Below are 21,274 nucleotides of genomic sequence, written 5' to 3' on the forward strand. Positions count from 1 at the left end.
GGGGGGGGGGGGGGGTGGGCGGGGCGGGGGGGCGGCCCCCCCGCCCCCCCGCCCCGCCCCGGCGCCCCCCGGCCCCCCCCCCCCCGCCCCCCCCCCCCCCCGCCCCCGCCCCGCGTCTGTGTCGGCTCCGCGCCTGTGTCAGCGCGCGGCTGACGGGGCCGGGATCTCGTCGACCCCCCACTGCGCCAGCAGCCCCAGCGACGCCGCCGAAGCCGACTCCGGCTCGGCGTGGTACGTCACCAGGTGCAGATCCTCGTCGTCGGGCAGCCTCAAGGTCTCGTACGACAGGGTCAGTTCGCCCACAAGACGGTGGTGCAGCCGTTTGGTGCCATGCCCCTTCTCCTGCACGGTGTGCGCGGCCCACAGCGTGCGGAACTCATCGCTCTTGACCGACAGTTCGCCGATCAGCGCCGAAAGCTGAGGATCGTCCGGATAGCAGCCCGCGCACAGCCTCAGCACGCTCACCACCTCGACCGCCTTGCACTGCCAGTCGAGGTACAGCTCCCGGGCCCCCGGGTCGAGGAACACCTGCCGGGCCATGTTCCGCTCCTGGGGCCGCATCGAGGCGAAGTCGCCGAACAGTGCGCGCGCCATCGCGTTCCAGGCCAGGATGTCCATCCGGCGCCCCAGGAAGAACGCGGGCACCCCCTCCATCGCGTCGATCAGCTGCTGGAGCTGCGGCCGCACCTTCTGCGCCGCCCGTGCCGTGCGCTTCTTGTGCGGCTTCGGCTTGGCGAGATGGGTGAGGTGGTCGCGCTCCGTGTCGGACAGCCGCAGTGCGCGGGCGATCGAGTCCAGCACCTCGCCGGACACGTTCTGTCCGTGCCCCTGCTCAAGACGGGTGTAGTACGCCACGGACACCCCGGCAAGCTGCGCCAGCTCCTCCCGGCGCAGCCCGGGGACGCGACGGTGGCGGCCCAAGGCCGGCAGCCCGACATCGTCCGGCTTCAGCCGGGCCCGCCGCGAGCGCAGGAATTCGCTGAGTTCGGCACGCTGGTCCATACCCTCAAGTAAACCCGTCCGCCGCGTTGCCCCATGTGACTGAACCTGACCCTGCCAGTAGTAGGAACAGCGGGCGTACGCACAACAGAGGGCTGGGTAGCCTGCGGAAATGGGCGCAGTCTCGTAGCCATGAGCACACAAGCATCCACGGTTCCCGCATACGCCGCCCCCGCCGCCAAGGCCCCGCTGGAGCGCACCACCATTCCGCGCCGGGCGGTCGGCGACCACGATGTGCTGATCGACATCAAGTACACCGGCATCTGCCACTCCGACATCCATCAGGTGAACGACGGCTGGGGCGGTGCCATCTTCCCCATGGTCCCCGGCCATGAAATCGCCGGCATCGTCACCGAGGTGGGCCCCGAGGTGACCAAGTTCGCCGTGGGCGACCGCGTCGGCGTGGGCTGCCTCGTCGACTCCTGCCGCGAGTGCGACAACTGCAAGGCCGGTCTCGAGAACTACTGCACCGGCGGCATGGTCCTCACGTACAACGCTCTCGACAAGAACGGCGAGCCGACCTACGGCGGCTACTCCACGCACATCGTCGTGGACGAGGCCTTCACCGTCCGCATCCCCGACGGGCTGGAGCTGGACGTGGCCGCCCCGCTGCTGTGCGCCGGCATCACCACGTACTCCCCGCTGAAGTACTGGAAGGTCGGCCCCGGCAAGAAGGTCGCGGTCGTGGGCCTCGGCGGCCTCGGCCACATGGGAGTCAAGATCGCGAACGCGCTGGGCGCCGAGGTGACGGTGCTTTCCCAGTCCCTGCGCAAGAAGGACGACGGACTGCGCCTGGGAGCCAAGCACTACTACGCGACCAGCGACGAGGCCACCTTCGAGGCCCTGGCGGGCACCTTCGACGTCATCCTCAACACCGTCTCGGCGCCGCTGCCGCTGGAGAAGTTCCTCGGCCTGCTGAAGACCGACGGGACGATCGCGAACGTGGGCGCCCCCGAGGAGCCCGTTTCGCTGAACGTCTTCCCGCTGCTCGGGCAGCGGCGGAACTTCGCCGGGTCCATGATCGGCGGGCTCCCGGAGACCCAGGAGATGCTGGACTTCTGCGCCGAGCACGGGCTGGGCGCGGAGATCGAGGTGATCCGGGCCGACCAGATCAACGAGGCGTACGAGCGGGTGCTGGCGAGCGATGTCCGCTACCGCTTCGTGATCGACACCGCCACGATCTGAGCACGAGCCGGACGGCCCCGGGGCTGAGCACGAGCCGGACGGCCCCGGGCTGAGCGCGATGCGGTAGGGCCCCGGGACCGTACCGCGCGTGCCCGGTTACCTCCGGGGTAATCGACCGGCGCGGGGCGGCCCGGGCACGATCGGGCCATGACCACAGTGAACGCGTACCACGCGTACGCCATCGCCAACCTGCGCCCTCCGGCCCGTCTCGACGACGAGGTATTCACGTACATGGAGCGCATCCAGGCCACCCTCGACCCCTTCGGAGGCCGGTTCCTCGTGCACGGTGCTCCGCGGCGTGAGGTACGCGAGGGAGAGTGGCCCGCCGCGCTGGTCCTCATCGGCTTCCCGTCGATGGACGCCGCCCGCGGCTGGTACGACTCGCAGGCGTACCAGGAGCTCATCCCGCTGCGCACCCGGCACATCGCGGGTGACGCCATGCTGATCGAGGGCGTGCCGCCGGGCTATGACGCGGCGGACACGGCGGCCGTCCTGCGGGCCGCTCAGTCGGACCGGCTATAGCCGGAATCAGTGATCGAACCGGGTGAGCAGGAACTCCATCGCCGCCTGGTCCGGCGCGACCCACGGCGCCGCCCCCGCCACCCCGCACAGCGCATCGACCATATGCCCGGTGACCCCGGGCGCGGGCGGCAGATGCGCGGAGAGGACCAGGTGGGGATTCCGGTCCCGTATCGGCTGAAAGGCGGCGGCGAACTTCACCGGGTCGACGAGCTGCACCCAGGGACTGTCGACGGTGGCCCAGAGCAACTGCGCGGCCTCCAGGTCCTCGGGGTCGACCTCGCTTACATCGCCTGCTTCGGCGAGTTCCTCGGTGGGCAGCGGCCCGGCGAAACAGTGCGAGCTGAAGCAGGCGTCCGAGCGGTCGTCGAAGAAGCCGATGGTGGTCGGGTTGTGGTACAGCGGCGGCCGGAAGCTCGCCAGCGTACGATCACCGACATCCAGGGACTGCCCCGGGTTCAGCAGATACAGTCGGTCGACCGGGATCGGCCGTTCACAACCAAGCAGCCCCGCGGTCCCGAACGTACACACCACCCGCGCCCGCGGCGCCGCCGCCAGCAGCCTGAAGAGCCCCCCGGTGTGGTCACGGTCCGGATTCGTCAGCCAGATCCACCGCACATCCGCCGGATCCATGACGCCCCCCAGGGCTTCTGGGAAGTCCCGGTTCGGCAGCCCGAGCCCGGTGTCCACCACCACCGGCTCCGCAGCGAACAGCACATACGCGTTGACCGGCAGATAGCCGATCCCCGGCACCTCCAGGCTGTCACTCAGCAGGCTGATGTCCGGTCGCACCTTGTGAATGTGCATGCTTCCATCGTCTGCCCCTGCCCATGGGCACGCACCCGCGGCGTGGCCCGCGCTGATTGTCGTCGGGCGCGACACGAACGACGACCAGGGGCTGGGGGACGAGCGGCTCCCCGGGGGTGGTCACGGGTCCTCCCCAGGGGCGTGATGCCGATCCCGCGCGTCAGCGTGTCCGGCCCGCGCGCTTCTCCCTCCCTTGCTCTAACGAGGGAGGGAGAAGCGTGAGCCGCCCGCCTACTCGTTCGCGTTGCCCGCGGCCTTCGCCACGCCGACCGGGCAGGAGACTCCCGTGCCGCCGATCCCGCAGTACCCCGCAGGGTTCTTGTCGAGGTACTGCTGGTGGTAACCCTCAGCCGGGTAGAAGGTGCGCCCATCGGCAGGGAGGAGCTCCGTGCTGATGGTGCCGTAGCCGGAACCGGTCAGGACCTTCTGGTAGGCCTCGCGGGAGGCCTCGGCGGTGGCCGCCTGGGCAGGGGAGTGGGTGTAGATCGCCGAGCGGTACTGGGTGCCCACGTCGTTGCCCTGGCGGAAGCCCTGCGTCGGGTCGTGGGACTCCCAGAAGACCCTCAGCAGCTGCTCGTACGAGACGACGGACGGGTCGAAGACCACGCGGACCGCCTCCGTGTGGCCGGTCATGCCCGAGCAGACCTCCTCGTACGTCGGGTTCTCGGTGTATCCGCCCTGGTAGCCGACCAGCGTCGTGTACACCCCCGGGGTCTGCCAGAACTTGCGCTCCGCGCCCCAGAAGCAGCCCAGACCGAAGTCCGCGGTCTGCAGTCCCTCCGGGTACGGGCCGAGAAGGGGGCTGCCGAGGACCGTGTGGCGGGCCGGGAGGCCGAAGGTGGGGTTTTCGCGTCCGCGGAGGGCCTGCTCAGGAGTGGGCAGCTCGGGGACGCGGCGGGACAGGAACATGCTGGGCTCCTCGGTGTGTGGGGTCCGTAGACGGGAACGCGATCGGCCCGCCGGGCATTCCTGCCGAGCGGGCCGAGAAGGCACCTGGAGCCATCGGAGCTCACTGGAGCAGCGTCGCCGGACTGCCGCCGTTCGCCTCGTACCCGGCCACCGCCAGTGCCCGGTACACCGCGTACACCGCCGCCGGGTCCTCCTCGTGGGTCCACGGCAGCGCCCCGATGTGGCCGTCCACGTGCACCAGCTGGTGCATCGCCTCGGCCCAGCGCTCCATCCGCACCAGGAACAGCACCAGCAGGTGCCTCACCTGCGGGAGCACGGGATCGCCGGCGTCCGCCGACTGCGTCGCGTGCAGCGCGCCCTCGACGGCCTTGGTGACCACGGCGCTCTGGTAGAAGCCGGAGACCAGATTGACCTCCGGAACGTGCTCGTACACCGCGAACAACGGCAGCGCGGCCAGTAGCGAGCCCTGCGGCGCGCGGGCCGCCGCCGTCGTCGCGAAGTGGTCGGCCTCCTCACGGGAGCCGTGCCACTTCTCGCACCAGTAGTGCAGGGCCGCGAGATGCGCGCCCATGTGCGCGGGCGCGCGGTCGATGACCTTCGCCCACAGCTGGTCGAACTGCTCATGGGGGTAGCCGAGTCCACGGGCGACGGCCAGCTCGACGATGTACGGCACAGGATCGCCGGGTGCCAGCAGGGCCGCCTGACCGCAGACCGAACGGGCCTCCTCGAGGATGATCCGGAAGTCGTCGCTGCCGACGCCGCCGGAGGACCGCCATGCCTGCTGCACCAGGAACTCGGCGTGCACGGCCGCACCGCCCGCGTCCTTGGGCGACTCAGAGCGCCAGGCGCGCAACCAGGCGCCTCCGGTGCCCGGCTGCTTCTGGAGCTCCAGCGAGGCCGCGCCCGCGAAGGCCTGCACGCGCTGCCAGCGCAGCTCACCCTCCTTCGCGGTGCCCGCGAGGAGCTGTGCCGCGGCGCGCCAGTCCTGGGTGCGCTGGACGACGTCGAGTACGTCCAGGAGGTCCTCGTCGGGTCCTGGCAGCCGCAGATCGAGCTGCTCCTGCCGCAGGAAGCCGTACGCTTCCGGGTCCGCCGCGTCCGGGGAGCCGGGGGCGACCTGGCGGAAGCCGCCCCGGCGGCGCAGCAGGAACGGACCTATGACCGCGAAGAGCATCAGCATCGCAATCAGGAACCAGAGAATCTCCATACCAGCCATTGTCCCGGACCGCGTGGGGAAGCCGGCGCACCGGGACTACCCTCGGGATTCATGAGTGACGATTTCAGCAGCGAGTCCGAGTCCGGCCACGAGCGCGGTTTCGAGACCCTCGCCATCCACGCGGGCAACACCGCCGACCCGCTGACCGGCGCGGTCGTGCCGCCCATTTACCAGGTGTCCACCTACAAGCAGGACGGGGTCGGCGGACTCCGTGGCGGCTACGAGTACAGCCGCAGCGCCAACCCGACGCGTACCGCGCTCGAGGAGAACCTCGCGGCGCTGGAAGGCGGCCGGCGTGGTCTGGCCTTCGCCTCCGGTCTCGCCGCAGAGGACTGCCTGCTGCGTACGCTGCTGGTGCCCGGTGACCATGTGGTCATCCCCAATGACGCCTACGGCGGCACCTTCCGGCTCTTCGCCAAGGTCGTCCAGCGCTGGGGTGTGGAGTTCTCCGTCGCCGACACCTCCGACCCGGCGGCGGTCCGTGCGGCCCTCACGGACCGGACGAAGCTGATCTGGGTGGAGACCCCGTCGAACCCGTTGCTCGGGATCACCGACATCGCGCACATCGCGGGTATCGCCCGGACGGCGGGCGCGAAGCTGGTCGTCGACAACACCTTCGCCAGCCCCTACCTGCAGCAGCCGCTCGCGCTCGGTGCGGATGTGGTCGTCCACTCGCTGACGAAGTACATGGGCGGGCACTCCGACGTCGTCGGTGGCGCGCTGGTCACCGCCGACGAGGCACTCGGCGAGGAACTGGCGTACCACCAGAACGCGATGGGAGCGGTGGCCGGGCCGTTCGACTCCTGGATCGTGCTGCGCGGAATCAAGACCCTGGCGGTCCGGATGGACCGGCACAGCGAGAACGCGGCGCGCATCGCCGAGATGCTGACCCAGCACGCCAAGGTCACGCGGGTGTACTACCCGGGACTGGCCGAGCACCCCGGCCACGAGATCGCCGCGAAGCAGATGAAGGACTTCGGCGGCATGGTGTCCTTCCAGGTCGCTGGGGGCGAGGAGGCGGCCATCGAGGTCTGCAACCGCGCGAAGCTCTTCACACTCGGTGAGTCCCTCGGCGGCGTGGAGTCGCTGATCGAGCACCCGGGCCGGATGACGCACGCGTCGGTGGCGGGCTCGCTGCTGGAGGTCCCGGCAGATCTGGTGCGGCTTTCGGTGGGCATCGAGGCGGTCGGCGATCTGCTGGCGGATCTGGAACAGGCCCTGCGCTGACGGGCCGGCTGCGCTCTCGCGGCCACTGCGGCACGGTGCGGCGGTGGGGCGTCCTCAGGCACCCCACCGCCGCACCGTACGCGTATGCGTGTGTGCAGGCGAAGGTCAGGCGCTGACCTTCTCGTCCTCCAGCATGCCGCGGATCTGCTCGCGCAGCTCCGGGGTGTTCTCGTGGCCGTGGACCGAGGTCGCGTGCTCGGTGGCGGCCCGGAGGACTTCTTCCTCCTCGCCCGAGATGGTGAGCGTGCAGCTCGTCTCGCTGGGGAATCTGCGGCAGTCGGCGACTTTCCTGGTCATGACGACCTCCTGTGCTCGGGTGGTGCGCCGCTGGTTCCAGCGTAGGACTACCAGCCCTCGATCTCAGGGGTTGTCGCGGCGGGCGGTACGGTCCAGGGCTCGACCGCCGCGGCCCAGACGGCGAAGGCGACCGCCGCGAACAGCAGCAGCGTCCAGCCGGCTCGGCGCAGGGCACGTCGGCGGCGCCGCAAGCGGGTGCCGAGGACGGCGGAGCGGGGCATGAGGTCGGCGGGCACCGGCGCGGGCGGAGTGTCCAGGATCCGCCGGACCTCCTCCTCCTTGCGCCCGTGATCGCCCGTGAACCCGTCGTACCCGACGCCGCCGTACCCGTCGACGTGGTCGTACGAGGCGGTCATGAGGCACCAGCCGCTCGGATCGGCGGACGCGGCCGGGTGCAGCACCACGGACGGGCCCCGCGTCGCCTGGTGCCGGGGTGCCGGAGCACGGACACCGCACGGGTGCAGATCGCGCGTACCCGCTCGACCGGGATCCCGAGCAGCGCCGCGGTCTGCTCCTCGGCGACGCTCTCGTAGAGCCGCAGCACCACGATCAGCCGTTCCTGAGGGGTGAGCGGGGCGAGCGGGCCGACGGTCCGGCCGCCGTGGTGGCGCCACGCCGTGCGGGCGAAGCGGGCGACGAGCCCGGCGCGGGTCCGGTCGTACGGATCCTCGCCGCGCAGCCGGCCCCAGTCCGCGTAGGTGCGGGCGAGAGCGGCGACGAGCAGCCGTTGCGCCTCGGGGTTGCGCGGTGGCTGCTCGCAGGTCAGCAGGGTCGCGACATGCAGCAACCGCCCGGCCGCACCCGCGACGAACGCGTCGAACTCCCGCACGCCGCTGCTGTCATCGGTGCTGCCGATGCCATGAGCGAGGCTGGAATCCGGGTGGTGCCGCCGCTGACGCATGTGCTCATATCAGATCAGCCGGAGCACCCGGTCAAGGGTTTGGACACCTTCAGAGGGCCACCCTTTCAGGAAGTGGGCTGTGCCTCCGCATCGGCGGCCGGCAGCCCCGACTGGCGGGCCGAAAGGGCGGAGTTGAACCGGGTGAGCAGCGTGCAGAACGACTCCCGCTCCTCCGCCGTCCAGCCCTCCGTCACCTGCGCCATCAGCTCACGCCGGGACGAGCGGACCTCTTCCAGCCGGGACCGGCCGCGCGGTGACAGCTGGAGCACGACCGCGCGACCGTCCTCGGGGTGCGAGGTGCGCTTGACCAGACCGGTGTCGACCAGCGGCGCGACCTGGCGGGTCACCGTGGACGAGTCGATGCCCATCCCCGCGGCGAGTGCCTTGACGCCCATCGGGCCTTCCTGGTCCAGCCGGTTGAGCAGCAGATACGCGGCACGGTCCATCGAATTGCGGGCCTGGCCCACACCGCCGAGCCGGGTCTGCTCGGCACGGCGTGCGAAGACGGCCACCTGGTGCTGGAGGGCATCGAGGAGACCGGGGTTCAGATCAGTCGTCATGTCCTGGGATGTGGGCATGGCTGCGGTGGCTCTCTCGTGCGGCGGTCGGTTGGTGGGGGACAGAGTACGCGGACGGGGGCGGGAGCGTACCGGCCGTGCGGAATCCCGTTGAATCGCACTGGAATCCCGGTGGAACCCCGCCAGAACCGCGCGGGAGTCCTGCGGACAGGTGTGTGATCGGGCCGACCGGAAAGCCGCTGAACTGCGAGACTGGCAGTCATGAGCTTCCATGCGGCAGGCCCCCTCCACCCGCTCATCCTCGATGACGTCCGGGGGGCGCAGAAGATGCTCGCCGGTGTGGCCAAACTGACGCCCATGGAGGGCAGCCGGTATCTGTCCGACCTGGTCGGCGCCCCCGTCCACCTCAAGTGCGAGAATCTCCAGCGGACCGGTTCGTTCAAGCTGCGCGGCGCCTATGTGCGGATCTCCGGCCTGCGCCCCGAGGAACGCGCCGCGGGTGTCGTGGCGGCATCGGCCGGGAACCACGCGCAGGGCGTCGCCCTCGCCTCCTCGCTGCTCGGCGTGCGCTCCACCGTCTTCATGCCGGTGGGCGCCCCGCTGCCGAAGGTCGCGGCGACGCGCGAGTACGGCGCCGAGGTGCGGCTCTGCGGACAGGTCGTGGACGAGAGCCTCGCAGCGGCGCAGGAGTACGCGCGGGACACGGGAGCGGTGTTCATCCACCCCTTCGACCATCCCGACATCATCGCCGGGCAGGGCACGGTGGGCCTGGAGATCCTCGAACAGTGCCCCGAGGTACGGACGATCATCGTCGGAATGGGCGGCGGCGGCCTGGCGGCGGGCATCGCGGTGGCGGTGAAGGCGCTGCGCCCCGACGTACGGATCATCGGCGTGCAGGCCGAGGGTGCGGCGGCGTACCCGGTCTCGCTCGAAGCCGGCCGGCCCGTGGCGATCGACGCGCCCGTCACCATGGCGGACGGCATCAAGGTGGGCCGGCCCGGGGACGTGCCGTACGCGATCGTCGAGGAACTGGTCGACGAGGTGCGCACGGTTTCCGAGGACGCGCTCTCCTCGGCGCTGCTGCTCTGCCTTGAGCGGGCGAAACTTGTGGTCGAACCGGCGGGCGCGAGCACCGTGGCGGCGCTGCTGAGCGAGCCGCGCTCCGTGCACGGCCCGGTGGTGGCCGTGCTGTCGGGCGGCAATGTCGACCCTCTGCTGATGCAGCGCATCCTGCGCCACGGCATGGCGGCGGCCGGCCGCTATCTGACGCTGCGGCTGCGGCTCTCCGACCGGCCGGGCGCGCTGGCGAGGCTGCTCGGCGAGCTGTCCTTGCTGGATGCGAACGTCCTGGACGTGGCCCATGTCCGCACCGACGCGCGCCTTGGCCTGACCGAGGTCGAGGTCGAACTCCAGCTGGAGACGAAGGGGCGGGAGCACTGCGCGGAGGTGGAGCGGGCTCTGCGTGACGCGGGCTACCGCGTCATGGGCTGAAAGAAGCGGAGCGGAACGGAAGCTGCGGGGAGCGGAACCCGGTGTTGCCGGGGCCGGAAAATGCCTGCGCGAACCGTCCGGCGGGCCTAGGCTTGCGCAAACCAGCGAGGGCCCCGATCTGCTACTGGGAGAACCCACATGCCAGGTGCCATCTATGCCGAAGGCCTGGTGAAGACCTTCGGTGACGTCAAGGCTCTGGACGGCGTCGATCTCGATGTGCCCGAGGGCACGGTCCTCGGACTGCTCGGGCCGAACGGTGCCGGCAAGACCACCGCGGTGCGGGTGCTGACCACCCTTCTCCAGCCGGACAGCGGCAGAGCGGTCGTCGCCGGTATCGACGTCCTCAAGCACCCCAACGAGGTCCGCCGCTCGATCGGCCTCTCCGGACAGTTCGCCGCGGTCGACGAGTATCTGACCGGCCGCGAGAACCTCCAGATGGTCGGCCGGCTCTACCAGATGAGCGCGGCCACCGCCCGCAAGAGGGCGGTCGAACTGCTCGAACGCTTCAGCCTCGCGGACGCGGCCGACCGCACAGCCAAGACCTACTCGGGCGGGATGCGACGCCGGCTCGACCTCGCCGCCGCCCTGGTCGTGTCGCCGCCCGTGATGTTCATGGACGAGCCGACCACCGGCCTCGACCCGCGCAACCGGCAGGCGCTGTGGGAGGTCATCAAGGAACTGGTCCACGGCGGCACGACGCTGCTGCTCACCACCCAGTACCTGGAGGAGGCCGACCACCTGGCCGACGACATCTGCGTCGTCGACCACGGCCGGGTGATCGCCCGCGGCACATCGGACCAGCTCAAGGCCCGTACCGGCGGCGAACGCGTCGAGGTCGTCGTCCACACCCGCGACGAGATCACCGCCGCCCGCGAGGTGCTGTCCGCCCTCGGCCAGGGCGACGTCACCGTCGAGGACCACACCCGCAAGCTGACCGTACCGGTCACCGGGGGCGCCAAGCTGCTCGCCGAGGTCATCCGCGATCTGGACGCCCGGAACGTCGAGATCGACGACATCGGCCTGCGCCGCCCGACGCTGGACGACGTCTTCCTCTCACTCACCGGCCACCACGCGGAGCACGAGGGCGACGAAGGAAAGGGCGACTCCGCCACCCCCAGGAGGAGCCGGAAGACCACGAAGGAGGCCGTGAAGTGACCACCGCCGAGGGCATCACCGCACCCGGCCTCACCGCCCCGCGCCCGCGGACGCGCGTCGGGAAGGCGGACATCGCATGAGCTCCATGGCCGACTCCCTGGTGATCGCTCGCAGGAACCTGATCCGGATGACCCGGATTCCCGAGATGCTGCTCTTCGGAGTCATCCAGCCGGTGATGTTCGTGGTCCTGTTCACGTACGTCTTCGGCGGTTCGATGCAGATCGGCAACACCACCGACCCGACCGTCTACAAGAACTTCCTGATGGCCGGGATCTTCGCCCAGACCGTCACGTTCGCCACGGCCGGCGCGGGCGCGGGCATCGCCGACGACATGCACAAGGGCCTGATCGACCGGTTCCGCTCTCTCCCGATGGCCCGGGGCGCGGTCCTCACCGGCCGCACCCTCGCCGACCTGGTGCAGACGGCCATCACGTTGCTCGTCCTCGCGATCGTCGCGCTGATCGTGGGCTGGCGCCCCGGCTCCACGGAGCCGACCAACGCGGGGAAGGTCCTGGCCGGCTTCGGCCTGCTCCTTCTGCTCGGCTACGCCTTCACCTGGATCGGCGCGCTGATCGGTCTGTCCGTGCGCACACCGGAGGCGGCCACCTCGGGCGGACTGATCTGGCTGTTCCCCGTCACGTTCATCTCGAACGCGTTCGTGGACACCAGCCAGATGACGCCCTGGCTGCGGACGATCGCCGACTGGAACCCGTTCAGCGCCACCGTCCAGGCGTGCCGTGAGCTGTTCGGCAATCCCGGGGTCTCGACGTCGCACGCCTGGCCCATGCAGCACTCGGTGTGGGCGTCGATCATCTATTCGGTCCTGATCGTGGCGGTGTTCCGGACGCTCGCCGTTCGCAAGTACCGGCGCGCGGCCAGTTGAGAGAACCCTCCACGTGAGCGAAGGCTCCCCGCACCCGAGTGCGGGGAGCCTTCGCGGATGCGCTGTCGGTCAGCTCTGGTACGGCTTGGCCTCGATGATCCTGACCATCGCGGTCCGGCCGTTGGGCAGCTCGTACTCGGCGTCCTCGCCGATCCTCTTGCCGTTGACACCCGCGCCGAGGGGCGACTGCGGGGAGTACGTCGAGATGTCGGTGGACGCGTACTCACGCGAGGCCAGCAGGAAGGTCTCGGTGTCGCTCTCGTCGCCGTCGAAGGCGACCGTCACGACCATGCCGGGGGCCACCGTGCCGTCGTCCGCCGGGGCCTCGCCGACCTTCGCCTTCTCGAGGAGCTGGGTCAGCTGGCGCACACGGAGCTCCTGCTTGCCCTGCTCCTCCTTGGCCGCGTGGTACCCGCCGTTCTCCCGCAGGTCGCCCTCTTCGCGAGCCGCCTCGATCTTCTTGGCGATCTCGACCCGCGCGGGACCAGACAGGTACTCCAGCTCGGCCTTGAGCTGGTTGTACGCCTCCTGGGTGAGCCAGGTGACGTTCTCGCTGGTCTGGGTCACAGGTGCTCCTCGTAGGTACTGGGATACAAAGCATCGCCCTACCCAGAAGCATGTGCCTTCAGGTACGGGCGAAACCACGAGCCTAACAATCAGCGGCGAAAAGAGGGAGGACCAAAAGGCATCAACAAAGCATCAATGCAGGTCAGCGATGAGAGGGGCGGTGGAGCCTCAGCCTTTCGGCCCGTTGTCCGCAGTACAGCCCGTAAGCTCCGCGCTGGTCGCAGGGGCCGTCGTACGCAGGGTGACCACCTGGTCGATCCGCGTACCGGCGGCGTCGAAACGTACGTCCCTGCGGCCGACCTCGCTGCCGTCGCGGGCACGGGAGCGCAGGGTGCAGTAACCCTTGGTGTCCTTGTCCTTGCGGACTTCGAGATGGACCTCGACCCGGTCGTCGGCGGTCACGTCCCACTTGATCATCTCTGCGCTGATCTTCTGGCCGCTGACATAGTCGTAACCGAACCAGCCGACCATCGTGAGCAGGCCCACACCCAGCACGGCTCCCACGATCCTGAGCCTGCGGTCCGCGCGCTCGTCCACGGAGCGGCCGTAACGGCCACCGGGCACCTGTGGGCGCACCGTGGTCATGATTCGTCCTCCGGGATCGGGATTCGGCGGGAGTGGGCGCGGGTCTACGGGAATCTCGCGGAAGCCGGAATTTTTCGGCCCCTCGATTCCGTCACTATAGAAGCCCGTCATCCGCGTGCGACCGCCGCCCTGCGCCGAACGTCGTTGTGGGGGGCACGACAAATTCGAGGCAATACCGAGGATCCGAGGATCGAGTCTTGACTGAGCAGCTGCGACTGATGGCCGTCCACGCGCACCCCGACGACGAGTCGAGCAAGGGCGCGGCGACGATGGCCAAGTATGTGTCCGAGGGGGTGGACGTGCTGGTCGTGACCTGCACGGGGGGCGAGCGCGGCTCCATCCTCAATCCGAAGCTCCAGGGCGACAAGTACATCGAGGAGAACATCCACGAGGTGCGCCGCAAGGAGATGGACGAGGCCCGCGAGATTCTCGGCGTGAAGCAGGAGTGGCTCGGTTTCGTCGATTCCGGCCTCCCGGAGGGCGACCCGCTGCCCCCGCTGCCCGAAGGCTGCTTCGCGCTGGAGGACGTGGACAAGGCGGCCGGTGAGCTGGTGCGGAAGATCCGCGCCTTCCGCCCGCACGTCATCACCACGTACGACGAGAACGGCGGCTACCCGCACCCCGACCACATCATGACCCACAAGATCACGATGGTGGCCTTCGAGGGCGCGGCGGACACCGAGAAGTACCCGGAGTCCGAGTACGGCGAGGGCTGCCAGCCCCTGAAGCTCTACTACAACCAGGGCTTCAACCGCCCGCGCACGGTGGCCCTGCACGAGGCCCTGCTCGCGCGCGGTATCGACTCCCCGTACGGAGAGTGGCTGGAGCGCTGGAAGGAGTTCCAGCACGCCGAGCGGACGCTGACGACGTACATCCCCTGCGCCGACTTCTTCGAGACCCGCGACAGGGCGCTGATCGCACACGCGACGCAGATCGACCCCGAAGGCGGCTGGTTCCGCGTGCCCATGGCGATCCAGACGGAGATCTGGCCCACGGAGGAGTACGAACTCGTGAAGTCCCTGGTGGGTACCTCCCTCCCCGAGAGCGACCTCTTCGCGGGCATCCGCGACAATGCCTGACATGAGCGCAAGCGCAAACCTCGCCCTGACACACCTCGCCCCGCTCGCCGCGCAGGAGCTGGACAAGAACAAGGTGACCCCCGGCGTCCTCGGCTTCGTCGTCTTCGCGGCACTCGCGGTGGGCGTGTGGCTGCTGATGAAGTCGATGAACCGCCACATGGGTCGCGTGAACTTCGAGGAGGCACCGGAACCCGGCACGGCTGCGACGGGCACGGCCGCCTCCGGGCCCAGCTCCAAGAAGTAGCCCCCGCCCGGCCCGGTGCCGCTGTGCGGCGCCTACGGCGGCTGTCCGGACCCGGTCCCGAGGGGCCGGGTAGTGCGTGCTGCGGCCACCCGGGGCCGGGCTGCTGTGCTGTGGCCGTCCGTGGGTTCGTCGCACCTGGGGCCCCGCCCCGGGTGCCGGCCTCCCAGCGGCCGGCGCGACCGGCCACCGGGCCTCGTTCCGCGCACCGCGCTCTCGCGCGGGCGCGGTGCGGGGGCTCAGACCGTCGGTACGCCCATCACCTCCCGCGCGTGCCGGTCCGGCACCATCCCCAGCGACCAGGCCTGCCAGCCGTCCTCCAGGCGGACCCCGCGCTCCAGGACCAGGGCGAAGGTCTCCATGAAGTCCTCCAGTTTCAGGTCGCGGCTCGGGTGAGACGCGCCCATGAGGGCGGACAAGTCCTCCTGGGCGACGACCGTGCCGACCTCGATCCCGCCCGCCGAGGAGTACGGGAGGAGCGTGCAGCGCAGGAAGCGGGCCCAGTCGCCGCCACGGCGGTCGGCGTACGAGGCGAAGAGGGCGATCGCCTCGTCGCAGAGGGCGAGAGCCTGGGCCGGGCGGTCGTTGCCCGCGTCGATGACGGCGAGTTCGAGACAGGTCCAGGCCTCGCCGTGGGCCACGCCCACACGGCGGAAGTCGGCGCGGGCGTCGACGAGGAGCTGGCGGGCGAAGCCGGAGTTGCGGAGGTTGCCGGTGCGCGCGGCGCGCTGGTCGCGGGTGGCGCGGCCGGAGTGGTGGCGGGCGCAGGCCAGTCCGTACACGTCCCTCATCCGCGAGAACATCGTGCGGGCCCGCTCCAGTTCCCGTACCGCCTGGTCGCGTTCGCCCTGCTCCTCCAGTGACTGGCCCAGGTAGTACAGCGTCCAGGCCTCACCGCGCGCGTCCTCGTTGTCGCGGTGCCGGGACAGGGCCTGCCGCAACTGCTCGACGGCGGGCGCCGGATCGCCGTCGACCAGCCGGGCGCGGGCGAGCTGCGTGAGCGCCCACGCCTCGCCGCGTTCGTCCTGCGTGCGGCCGTAGAGCCCGAGGGCCTCGCGCAGTTCCGACTCGGCCCGCGGCACATCGCCCATCCGCAGGCAGACCTGGCCCAGCTGGAAGTGGGTCCATGCCTCGCCGTGCAGGGACTCACCGCCGCGGTGCAGCGTCAGCGCGGTGGACAGCAGGGTCAGCGCCTCCGCGAGATTCGCCCGGTCCCGCTCCACCGCGGCGAGCGCGTGCAGCGTCCAGGCGCGGTCGGCGGCCAGCGCGTCGGACGCCTGGAGTCCGAGAGCCTCGCGCAGCTTCGCCGCGGCCTCGGCGAGGCTGCCCTGGTGGTGCAGGGTGATACCGAGTGAGCACAGGGCCCTGGCGGCGCCCGCGTCATGCTGCGCCTCGCGGTAGAGGTCCACCACCGACGTCAGGGTCGTACGTGCCTTGTCCAGCTCGCCGAGCTGGCGCGCCGCGATACCCGTACGCCACTGGACCGAGCGGATCAGCAGCCCCTGGTCGACGGCCTGGGTCAGTTCGCTGATCTCCCCGAGGCGGTAGAGGTCGCCCCGCAGCAGGCAGTAGTCGCACAGGGCCCCGAGGAGATTCAGTACGGCCTGCTGGTCGATCCCTTCCGCGTGCCGCAGCGCCGCGGTGATGAAGCTGGACTCGTCGTCGAGCCAGCGCAGCGCCGCCTCCAGCGAGGAGAAGCCATGGCCGTTGAAATGGTCGGCGCGGGTCGAGGTCTTGCCGTCGACCAGCCGGATCACCGAGTCGGCCAGCTCCGCGTAGCCGATGATCAGACGCTCCTGCGCGGCGGTGCGCTCCGGCTGTTCCTCCTCGTCCAGCAGACGTGCGTGGGCGAAGGCCCGGACCGCGTCGTGCAGGCGGTAGCGCTCTCCGCGCACATGGTCCAGCAGCCCGGCTCCGGCGAGCGCCGACAGCAGCCGCTGGCCCTCCGTCTCGTCCGTGCCCAGCAGCGCCGCGGCCGCGGCGGCACCGAGCGAGGTGCGTCCCGCGAGCGACAGCCTGCGCAGCAGCCGGCGGGCCTGCTCGCTCTGGTCGGTGTAGCGCAGCCACAGCGCCCGCTCGACGGGGCCCACCGGGCCGTACGCGGACAGTGCGGCGGCCAGCTCCTGCAGGGTGCGCGTCCCGAGGGAGGACCCGGCCGTACGCAGCGCGAGCGGCAGCCCGCCGCACAACTCCCGCACGGAGTCGCCCGACTGGGCGTCGTACGGTCCGTCCTCGCTCCCCTGCGACCTCTCGTGCGTCCCCTCCTGAGGATCCTCCTGCGGCTTCTCGGCGGCCGACGCCAGCAACTCCTCCGCCCCCGCCGCGTCCAGCGGCTCCACCGGCAGCTGGTGCACCCACGCCACGACCTCGTCGCCGAGCTCGGCCGGCTCCAGGGGCCGGCGGGAGGTGACCAGTACGAGCGAGTCCGAACGCTCCGGGATCAGGGTCCGGATCTGGGCGGGGTCGCTCGCGTCGTCCAGGACGACGGTCACCGGCAGGCCCGTCAGATGCTGGTGGTACAGCTCGCTCAGCCGCCGTGCCTGCTGTTCGGGCGGGGACGACCGCTCCCGGAACAGCAGCTGCTCGCGCGGGGCGCCCAGCCGGTTCAGCAGGTGCAGCAGCGCGTCCCGGGTGGGCAGGGGCTGCTCGCCGCCGGCCGGATCACCGCGCAGGTCGACGACGCACGCGCCGCGGAACTGATCCCTCAGTTCGTGCGCGGCACGCACCGCGAGGGTGGTGCGCCCCGAGCCCGGTTCGCCGTGCAGCACCACGACGGTGGGTTTCGTCTCCGTCGAAGCCCGTGCGGCGTGCACCCACTGCGCGATCCGCGCCATCGCCTCGCGGCGGCCCGCGAACGGCCCGTCCGGAGCGGGCAGGTGTCCGAAGGACTGCTCCAGCACACTGCGCCTGCGGGCCGCCTGGCTGCGGTCACCGCCGCGCAGCACCGGGCCGCTCGCCTTCGACGTGCCCGTGGTCCGCTTCTTCCCCGTCTCGGGCCCCCGCCGGGCCGTGGCCGCTGCCGACAGCATGCGCTGCTGGTCGAGGAACGGGCGGATGCCCCGTACCTCCAGTGCCGTCAGCCACTCCAGCCTCAGCTGCTCCGGACCGCCTGGCTGCCCCAGCGCCCCGGCCCTGCGGTGCGCGGCGGGCCAGTGCGAAGCGGTCACCTTGGCCACGGTCGTGGTGGCACCGGCGACGGCCACCACGGCTCCGGCCCCGATGGCCGTGCCCGTGGCTGTGCCCAGTGCCATGTCCGCGCCGATCGCCGCGAGTGCCGCAACGGCCGTGACCAGCGCGGGAGTCGACAGATTCTGGCGCCGGAAACCCGCCGCAAGGGGCTGCCGCTCCGCCTCGGCCTCATCGACGGCACGGGCATACGCGGCGTATTCCTCCTGCGCCGCGGCCGCGATCGTCTCCAGCGCCCCCCGCCCGCGTGCCAGCAGCGCGGCGGCGTCGACGCGTCCGCCGGAACGGCGCGCCTCCTCGTCGACCGCGCGTGTCAACAGCCGCTCGGCTTCCGCTCGATGGCCGTCCCGCATATGGGTCCCCCTCCGAGAGATTCCGCTTGTGACGACAAGTGTCCTGCGTGACGGGCGTTGGCGCGAGGGAGCCCCTACCTCCGATGCATCACCCGATAAGAGGATGTTTGTCCTGATCTGTGATGGGCACTTGATCCATATCGGGGAAACACCGGACGAACGGAGGACCGGAAGACCGAGGACCGGACGGACCGAGCAGGAAGGAGCCCCCTTATAGGCAGACCCTTCAGCCACTGCGGATCACCGGAGACGCCGGACGGAGCGAGCAGGACCGAGGAGGCCGATGACGCACTGACAACGGTGAATCTCGGGGAAGCGAGAGCGGGGAGAGAAGCGATCTCTCCTCGCTCCGCCGTTTCCGGGCCGCATCCGACTCATCCGTCCCTTCCGTGGCCGGCAGAAGCTACTCGTGCGTTCCTCACAGGTGCCTGATGACAGCTGTGACTGTCGACGCTCCTCGCCCCGTGACAGCTTTATGGGTGTCACCGGGCCGAAGGAGCGAGATGAACAAGGGGTACGCGGTCTACTGCGACGCTGACCGGCGCTTCTACGACGCCCCCCACCGGCTCACCGCGATCGCCGCGACCGGCTCGGGCGCCGTGCACAACCCGGCCGGCCAGGGCCTCGGCCAGCCGTACGAGGCGGCGCGGCGCGAGGCGCCCGCGGGCTGGCAGCGGCACCAGTCGGGCGACTGGCTCGCCTTCCGCCCCCTGGACACCCAACTCCCCGCGCAGGGCTGGAAGATCCATGTCTCCGCCTGCCTCGACAACGCCGAGAAGGTGCTCGCCCAGGTCTGGGACTACTGCCTGCCCCGGGACATCGCCTTCAAGTTCATGCCGAGCCGCTATCTCCTGCACACCCGCAACGCCAAGTACGCCGACCGCGCCGGCAGCGGCAAGTTCATCACGGTCTACCCCGCGGACGACGCGCAGTGCCGGACCATCGCCGAGGACCTCGACGGGCTGCTCGCCGGGGAGCCGGGGCCCTACATCCTCAGCGATCTGCGCTGGGGGAGCGGGCCCGTGTACCTGCGGTACGGCAGTTTCACGGAGCGGCACTGCCGTGACGAACAGGGCGAGTTGCGCCCCGCCGTCGAGGACGCCGAAGGACGGCTCGTACCGGATCGCAGGGAACCGGCCTTCCACCTGCCGTCCTGGGTGCCCCTCCCCGACTTCCTCCGGCCGCATCTGGCCGCCCGCTCCGCGACCACCATGGCCGGCATCCCGTACACCATCGAACGCGCTCTGCACTTCTCCAACGGCGGGGGCGTCTACGTCGGCCGTGATGACCGCACCGGCCGAAGAGTCGTCCTCAAGGAAGCACGGCCCCATGCCGGGCTCGCCGCCGACGGGGCCGATGCCGTGACCCGGCTCGAGCGCGAGAGACACGCGCTGGAACAGCTCGCGGGGCTGGGCTGCACACCCGAGGTGCTGGACTGGTTCACCCTGGGCGACCACCGGTTCCTGGTGATGGAGTTCATCGAGGGGAGCCCTCTCAACAGCTTCTTCGCCCGGCGGCATCCGCTCATCGAACAGGATCCGTCCGACGAGGCCCTCGCCGACTACACCGCCTGGGCGCTGCGTATCCACGGGCTGGTGACGGAGGCGGTCGAGGCGGTGCACGCCCGCGGTGTGGCCTTCAACGACCTGCATCTCTTCAACATCATGGTCTCCGACGACGAATCGTCGGTGGTCCTGCTGGACTTCGAGGCGGCGGCCGGCATCGCGGAGGATCGCAGACAGGTCATCGCCAACCCCGGCTTCGTGGCGCCCGCCGACCGCCGTGGCGCCGATGTCGACCTCTACGCTCTCGCCTGTCTGCGGATCGCCCTGTTCCTGCCGCTGACCAGCCTGCTGGCGGTGGACCGCGGCAAGGCGGCGCATCTGGCCGACATCGTGGCGGAGCACTTCCCGGTGGACCGGGCCTTCCTCGACGCGGCGGTCGCGGAGATCACCCGTGGACGCCCGGCCCGGCCACTGACCCCGGCCCTGCTCTCGTCCAGCCCACCGGAGTCGACGGGCTATCTGCCCGCCGAGCCGGGGGACTGGCCCCACAGCCGTGACTCGATGGCCGCCGCCATCCGCGCTTCCGCCACCTTCACACGCGACGACCGCTGCTTCCCGGGGGACATAGCCCAGTTCGCCTCCCCCGTGGGCGGTGCCTGCTTCGCCCACGGGGCGGCGGGGGTGCTCCACGCCCTGGCGGAGACCGGCTGCGGCCGGTGGCCCGAGGCCGAGGAATGGCTGCTGCGGGCGATACGGAAGCCCGCTCCGGGCACCCCGCTCGGCTTCTACGACGGCCTCGCGGGCATAGCCTGGACCCTGGACCGGCTCGGGCACACCGCCGCGGCCCTGGAACTCGTGCACATCATCAGAGCCCAGGACTGGTCGGGTATGGCACCCGACCTGCACAGCGGCCTCGCCGGAATCGGTCTCGCGCTCGACGCACTGGGAGCGTCCACGGGTGACAGCTCCCTGCTCGACGCCGCGCTGCACTGCGGCCGGCTCGTGGCGCAGAACGCGTCCACGGGCAAGCCCGCCCAGCGGGCCGGACTCCTGCACGGAGCGAGCGGCACGGCCCTGCTCCAGCTCAGGCTCTACGAACGCACCGGCGATCCCGCCCTGCTCGCCGTCGCCGCCGACGCGCTGAACCGCGACCTCGACCGCTGTGTGCGGGGTGCGGGCGGGGCGCTGCAAGTGGACGAGGGCTGGCGGACCATGCCGTATCTCGGCGCGGGCAGCGTGGGTATCGGCATGGTGCTGGACGACTGGCTCGCCCACGGCGACGACGAGCGCTTCACCCGGGCACGGGGGGAGATCGTGCAGGCCGCACAGGCGAAGTTCTACGCCCAGCCCGGCCTGTTCCGCGGCGCCGCCGGGATGGTGCTCCATCTGAGCCGTACGGCCGCAACCGACACCGGAGTCGCCCCCGGTACCTCACCCGCCGACCTCGCCCGGCAGATCGGTGTGCTGGCCTGGCACGCCGTCCCCTTCGAGGGCCATCTGGCCTTCCCCGGCGAGCAGATGATGCGGCTGTCCATGGACCTCGCCACCGGCACGGCCGGATGCCTGCTGGCACTCGGCGCGGCGCTGCACGGCGCACCGGTCCAGCTGCCCTTCCTGCCGCCACCCCCCACCGGCCGCTGACGCGGCCCCC

General features: G+C 70.8%; 20 protein-coding genes. 9 read left to right on the forward strand and 11 right to left on the reverse strand.

Annotation, left to right across the window (positions count from 1 at the left end; genetic code table 11):
* Positions 1-138 precede the first annotated feature (138 nt).
* Positions 139-1,002 (reverse strand): helix-turn-helix transcriptional regulator, encoded by an 864-nt coding sequence (locus ABZ532_RS08030; protein WP_361280349.1) that lies wholly within the window; start codon positions 1,000-1,002, stop codon positions 139-141.
* Positions 1,003-1,131: 129 nt separating this feature from the next.
* Here ABZ532_RS08030 and ABZ532_RS08035 point away from each other — a divergent pair, with 129 nt between their 5' ends.
* The gene (locus ABZ532_RS08035; protein ID WP_361280350.1) at positions 1,132-2,184 is read left to right on the forward strand and encodes an NAD(P)-dependent alcohol dehydrogenase; all 1,053 of its coding nucleotides are present in this window, start codon (positions 1,132-1,134) and stop codon (positions 2,182-2,184) included.
* Positions 2,185-2,331: 147 nt separating this feature from the next.
* Positions 2,332-2,706 (forward strand): DUF1330 domain-containing protein, encoded by a 375-nt coding sequence (locus ABZ532_RS08040; protein ID WP_361280352.1) that lies wholly within the window; start codon positions 2,332-2,334, stop codon positions 2,704-2,706.
* Positions 2,707-2,712: 6 nt separating this feature from the next.
* Here ABZ532_RS08040 and ABZ532_RS08045 read toward each other — a convergent pair whose 3' ends face one another.
* The 3 genes from ABZ532_RS08045 to ABZ532_RS08055 form a co-directional block, all read right to left on the reverse strand.
* Positions 2,713-3,510: an MBL fold metallo-hydrolase gene (locus tag ABZ532_RS08045; RefSeq protein WP_361280353.1), complete on the reverse strand. Its 798-nt coding sequence runs from the start codon at positions 3,508-3,510 to the stop codon at positions 2,713-2,715.
* 231 nt (positions 3,511-3,741) lie between these two features.
* Positions 3,742-4,419, reverse strand: coding sequence for a peptide-methionine (S)-S-oxide reductase MsrA (gene msrA / locus ABZ532_RS08050; RefSeq protein WP_361280354.1), 678 nt, complete (start codon positions 4,417-4,419; stop codon positions 3,742-3,744).
* Between the two features lie 100 nt (positions 4,420-4,519).
* Entirely contained in the window at positions 4,520-5,626 is a 1,107-nt protein-coding gene (locus ABZ532_RS08055; protein ID WP_361280355.1) for a hypothetical protein, read from the reverse strand.
* Between the two features lie 60 nt (positions 5,627-5,686).
* Between ABZ532_RS08055 and ABZ532_RS08060 the strand changes: the two genes are divergently transcribed.
* The gene (locus ABZ532_RS08060) at positions 5,687-6,862 is read left to right on the forward strand and encodes a cystathionine gamma-synthase (protein ID WP_361280357.1); all 1,176 of its coding nucleotides are present in this window, start codon (positions 5,687-5,689) and stop codon (positions 6,860-6,862) included.
* Between the two features lie 105 nt (positions 6,863-6,967).
* Here ABZ532_RS08060 and ABZ532_RS08065 read toward each other — a convergent pair whose 3' ends face one another.
* The 4 genes from ABZ532_RS08065 to ABZ532_RS08080 form a co-directional block, all read right to left on the reverse strand.
* A complete protein-coding gene (locus ABZ532_RS08065; RefSeq protein WP_361280358.1) occupies positions 6,968-7,159 on the reverse strand; it encodes a DUF1059 domain-containing protein in 192 nt (63 codons plus the stop codon).
* A gap of 47 nt (positions 7,160-7,206) precedes the next feature.
* Positions 7,207-7,515: a hypothetical protein gene (locus tag ABZ532_RS08070; protein WP_361280359.1), complete on the reverse strand. Its 309-nt coding sequence runs from the start codon at positions 7,513-7,515 to the stop codon at positions 7,207-7,209.
* Positions 7,512-8,060, reverse strand: a complete 549-nt coding sequence (locus tag ABZ532_RS08075; RefSeq protein WP_361280360.1) for a sigma factor-like helix-turn-helix DNA-binding protein — start codon at positions 8,058-8,060, stop codon at positions 7,512-7,514. Before ABZ532_RS08075 ends, ABZ532_RS08070 begins: the two co-directional genes overlap by 4 nt.
* A gap of 65 nt (positions 8,061-8,125) precedes the next feature.
* Entirely contained in the window at positions 8,126-8,638 is a 513-nt protein-coding gene (locus ABZ532_RS08080; protein WP_361280361.1) for a MarR family transcriptional regulator, read from the reverse strand.
* A 201-nt stretch (positions 8,639-8,839) separates the two neighbouring features.
* Between ABZ532_RS08080 and ilvA the strand changes: the two genes are divergently transcribed.
* From ilvA to ABZ532_RS08095, 3 genes are all read left to right on the forward strand, one after another.
* Complete coding sequence (gene ilvA / locus ABZ532_RS08085; protein WP_361280363.1) at positions 8,840-10,069, forward strand: threonine ammonia-lyase; 1,230 nt, start codon at positions 8,840-8,842, stop codon at positions 10,067-10,069.
* 138 nt (positions 10,070-10,207) lie between these two features.
* The gene (locus tag ABZ532_RS08090; protein ID WP_361280365.1) at positions 10,208-11,224 is read left to right on the forward strand and encodes an ATP-binding cassette domain-containing protein; all 1,017 of its coding nucleotides are present in this window, start codon (positions 10,208-10,210) and stop codon (positions 11,222-11,224) included.
* A gap of 76 nt (positions 11,225-11,300) precedes the next feature.
* Positions 11,301-12,107: an ABC transporter permease gene (locus ABZ532_RS08095; protein ID WP_361280366.1), complete on the forward strand. Its 807-nt coding sequence runs from the start codon at positions 11,301-11,303 to the stop codon at positions 12,105-12,107.
* A 69-nt stretch (positions 12,108-12,176) separates the two neighbouring features.
* Here the strand turns inward: ABZ532_RS08095 and greA are convergent, their stop codons facing one another.
* Both greA and ABZ532_RS08105 read right to left on the reverse strand, forming a co-directional pair.
* Positions 12,177-12,674 (reverse strand): transcription elongation factor GreA, encoded by a 498-nt coding sequence (gene greA / locus ABZ532_RS08100; protein ID WP_361280367.1) that lies wholly within the window; start codon positions 12,672-12,674, stop codon positions 12,177-12,179.
* 168 nt (positions 12,675-12,842) lie between these two features.
* On the reverse strand, positions 12,843-13,259 hold the full coding sequence (locus tag ABZ532_RS08105; protein WP_361280368.1) for a DUF4307 domain-containing protein: 417 nt from the start codon (positions 13,257-13,259) through the stop codon (positions 12,843-12,845).
* A 197-nt stretch (positions 13,260-13,456) separates the two neighbouring features.
* On the opposite strand from ABZ532_RS08105, the gene mca reads away from it, so the two are divergent.
* Both mca and ABZ532_RS08115 read left to right on the forward strand, forming a co-directional pair.
* The gene (gene mca, locus ABZ532_RS08110; RefSeq protein ID WP_361280369.1) at positions 13,457-14,338 is read left to right on the forward strand and encodes a mycothiol conjugate amidase Mca; all 882 of its coding nucleotides are present in this window, start codon (positions 13,457-13,459) and stop codon (positions 14,336-14,338) included.
* Positions 14,331-14,582 carry a hypothetical protein gene (locus ABZ532_RS08115; RefSeq protein ID WP_361280370.1) on the forward strand — a complete coding sequence of 84 codons (252 nt, stop codon included), beginning with the start codon at positions 14,331-14,333 and terminating at the stop codon, positions 14,580-14,582. The genes mca and ABZ532_RS08115 overlap by 8 nt, the downstream gene beginning before the upstream one ends.
* A 236-nt stretch (positions 14,583-14,818) precedes the next feature.
* Here ABZ532_RS08115 and ABZ532_RS08120 read toward each other — a convergent pair whose 3' ends face one another.
* Complete coding sequence (locus ABZ532_RS08120; RefSeq protein ID WP_361280371.1) at positions 14,819-18,118, reverse strand: tetratricopeptide repeat protein; 3,300 nt, start codon at positions 18,116-18,118, stop codon at positions 14,819-14,821.
* Between the two features lie 503 nt (positions 18,119-18,621).
* On the opposite strand from ABZ532_RS08120, the gene lanKC reads away from it, so the two are divergent.
* Positions 18,622-21,264 (forward strand): class III lanthionine synthetase LanKC, encoded by a 2,643-nt coding sequence (gene lanKC / locus ABZ532_RS08125; protein WP_361280372.1) that lies wholly within the window; start codon positions 18,622-18,624, stop codon positions 21,262-21,264.
* The last annotated feature ends 10 nt before the right edge of the window (positions 21,265-21,274 follow it).

It is taken from the genome of Streptomyces sp. NPDC019396, from assembly GCF_040632375.1.
GTDB lineage: Bacteria > Actinomycetota > Actinomycetes > Streptomycetales > Streptomycetaceae > Streptomyces.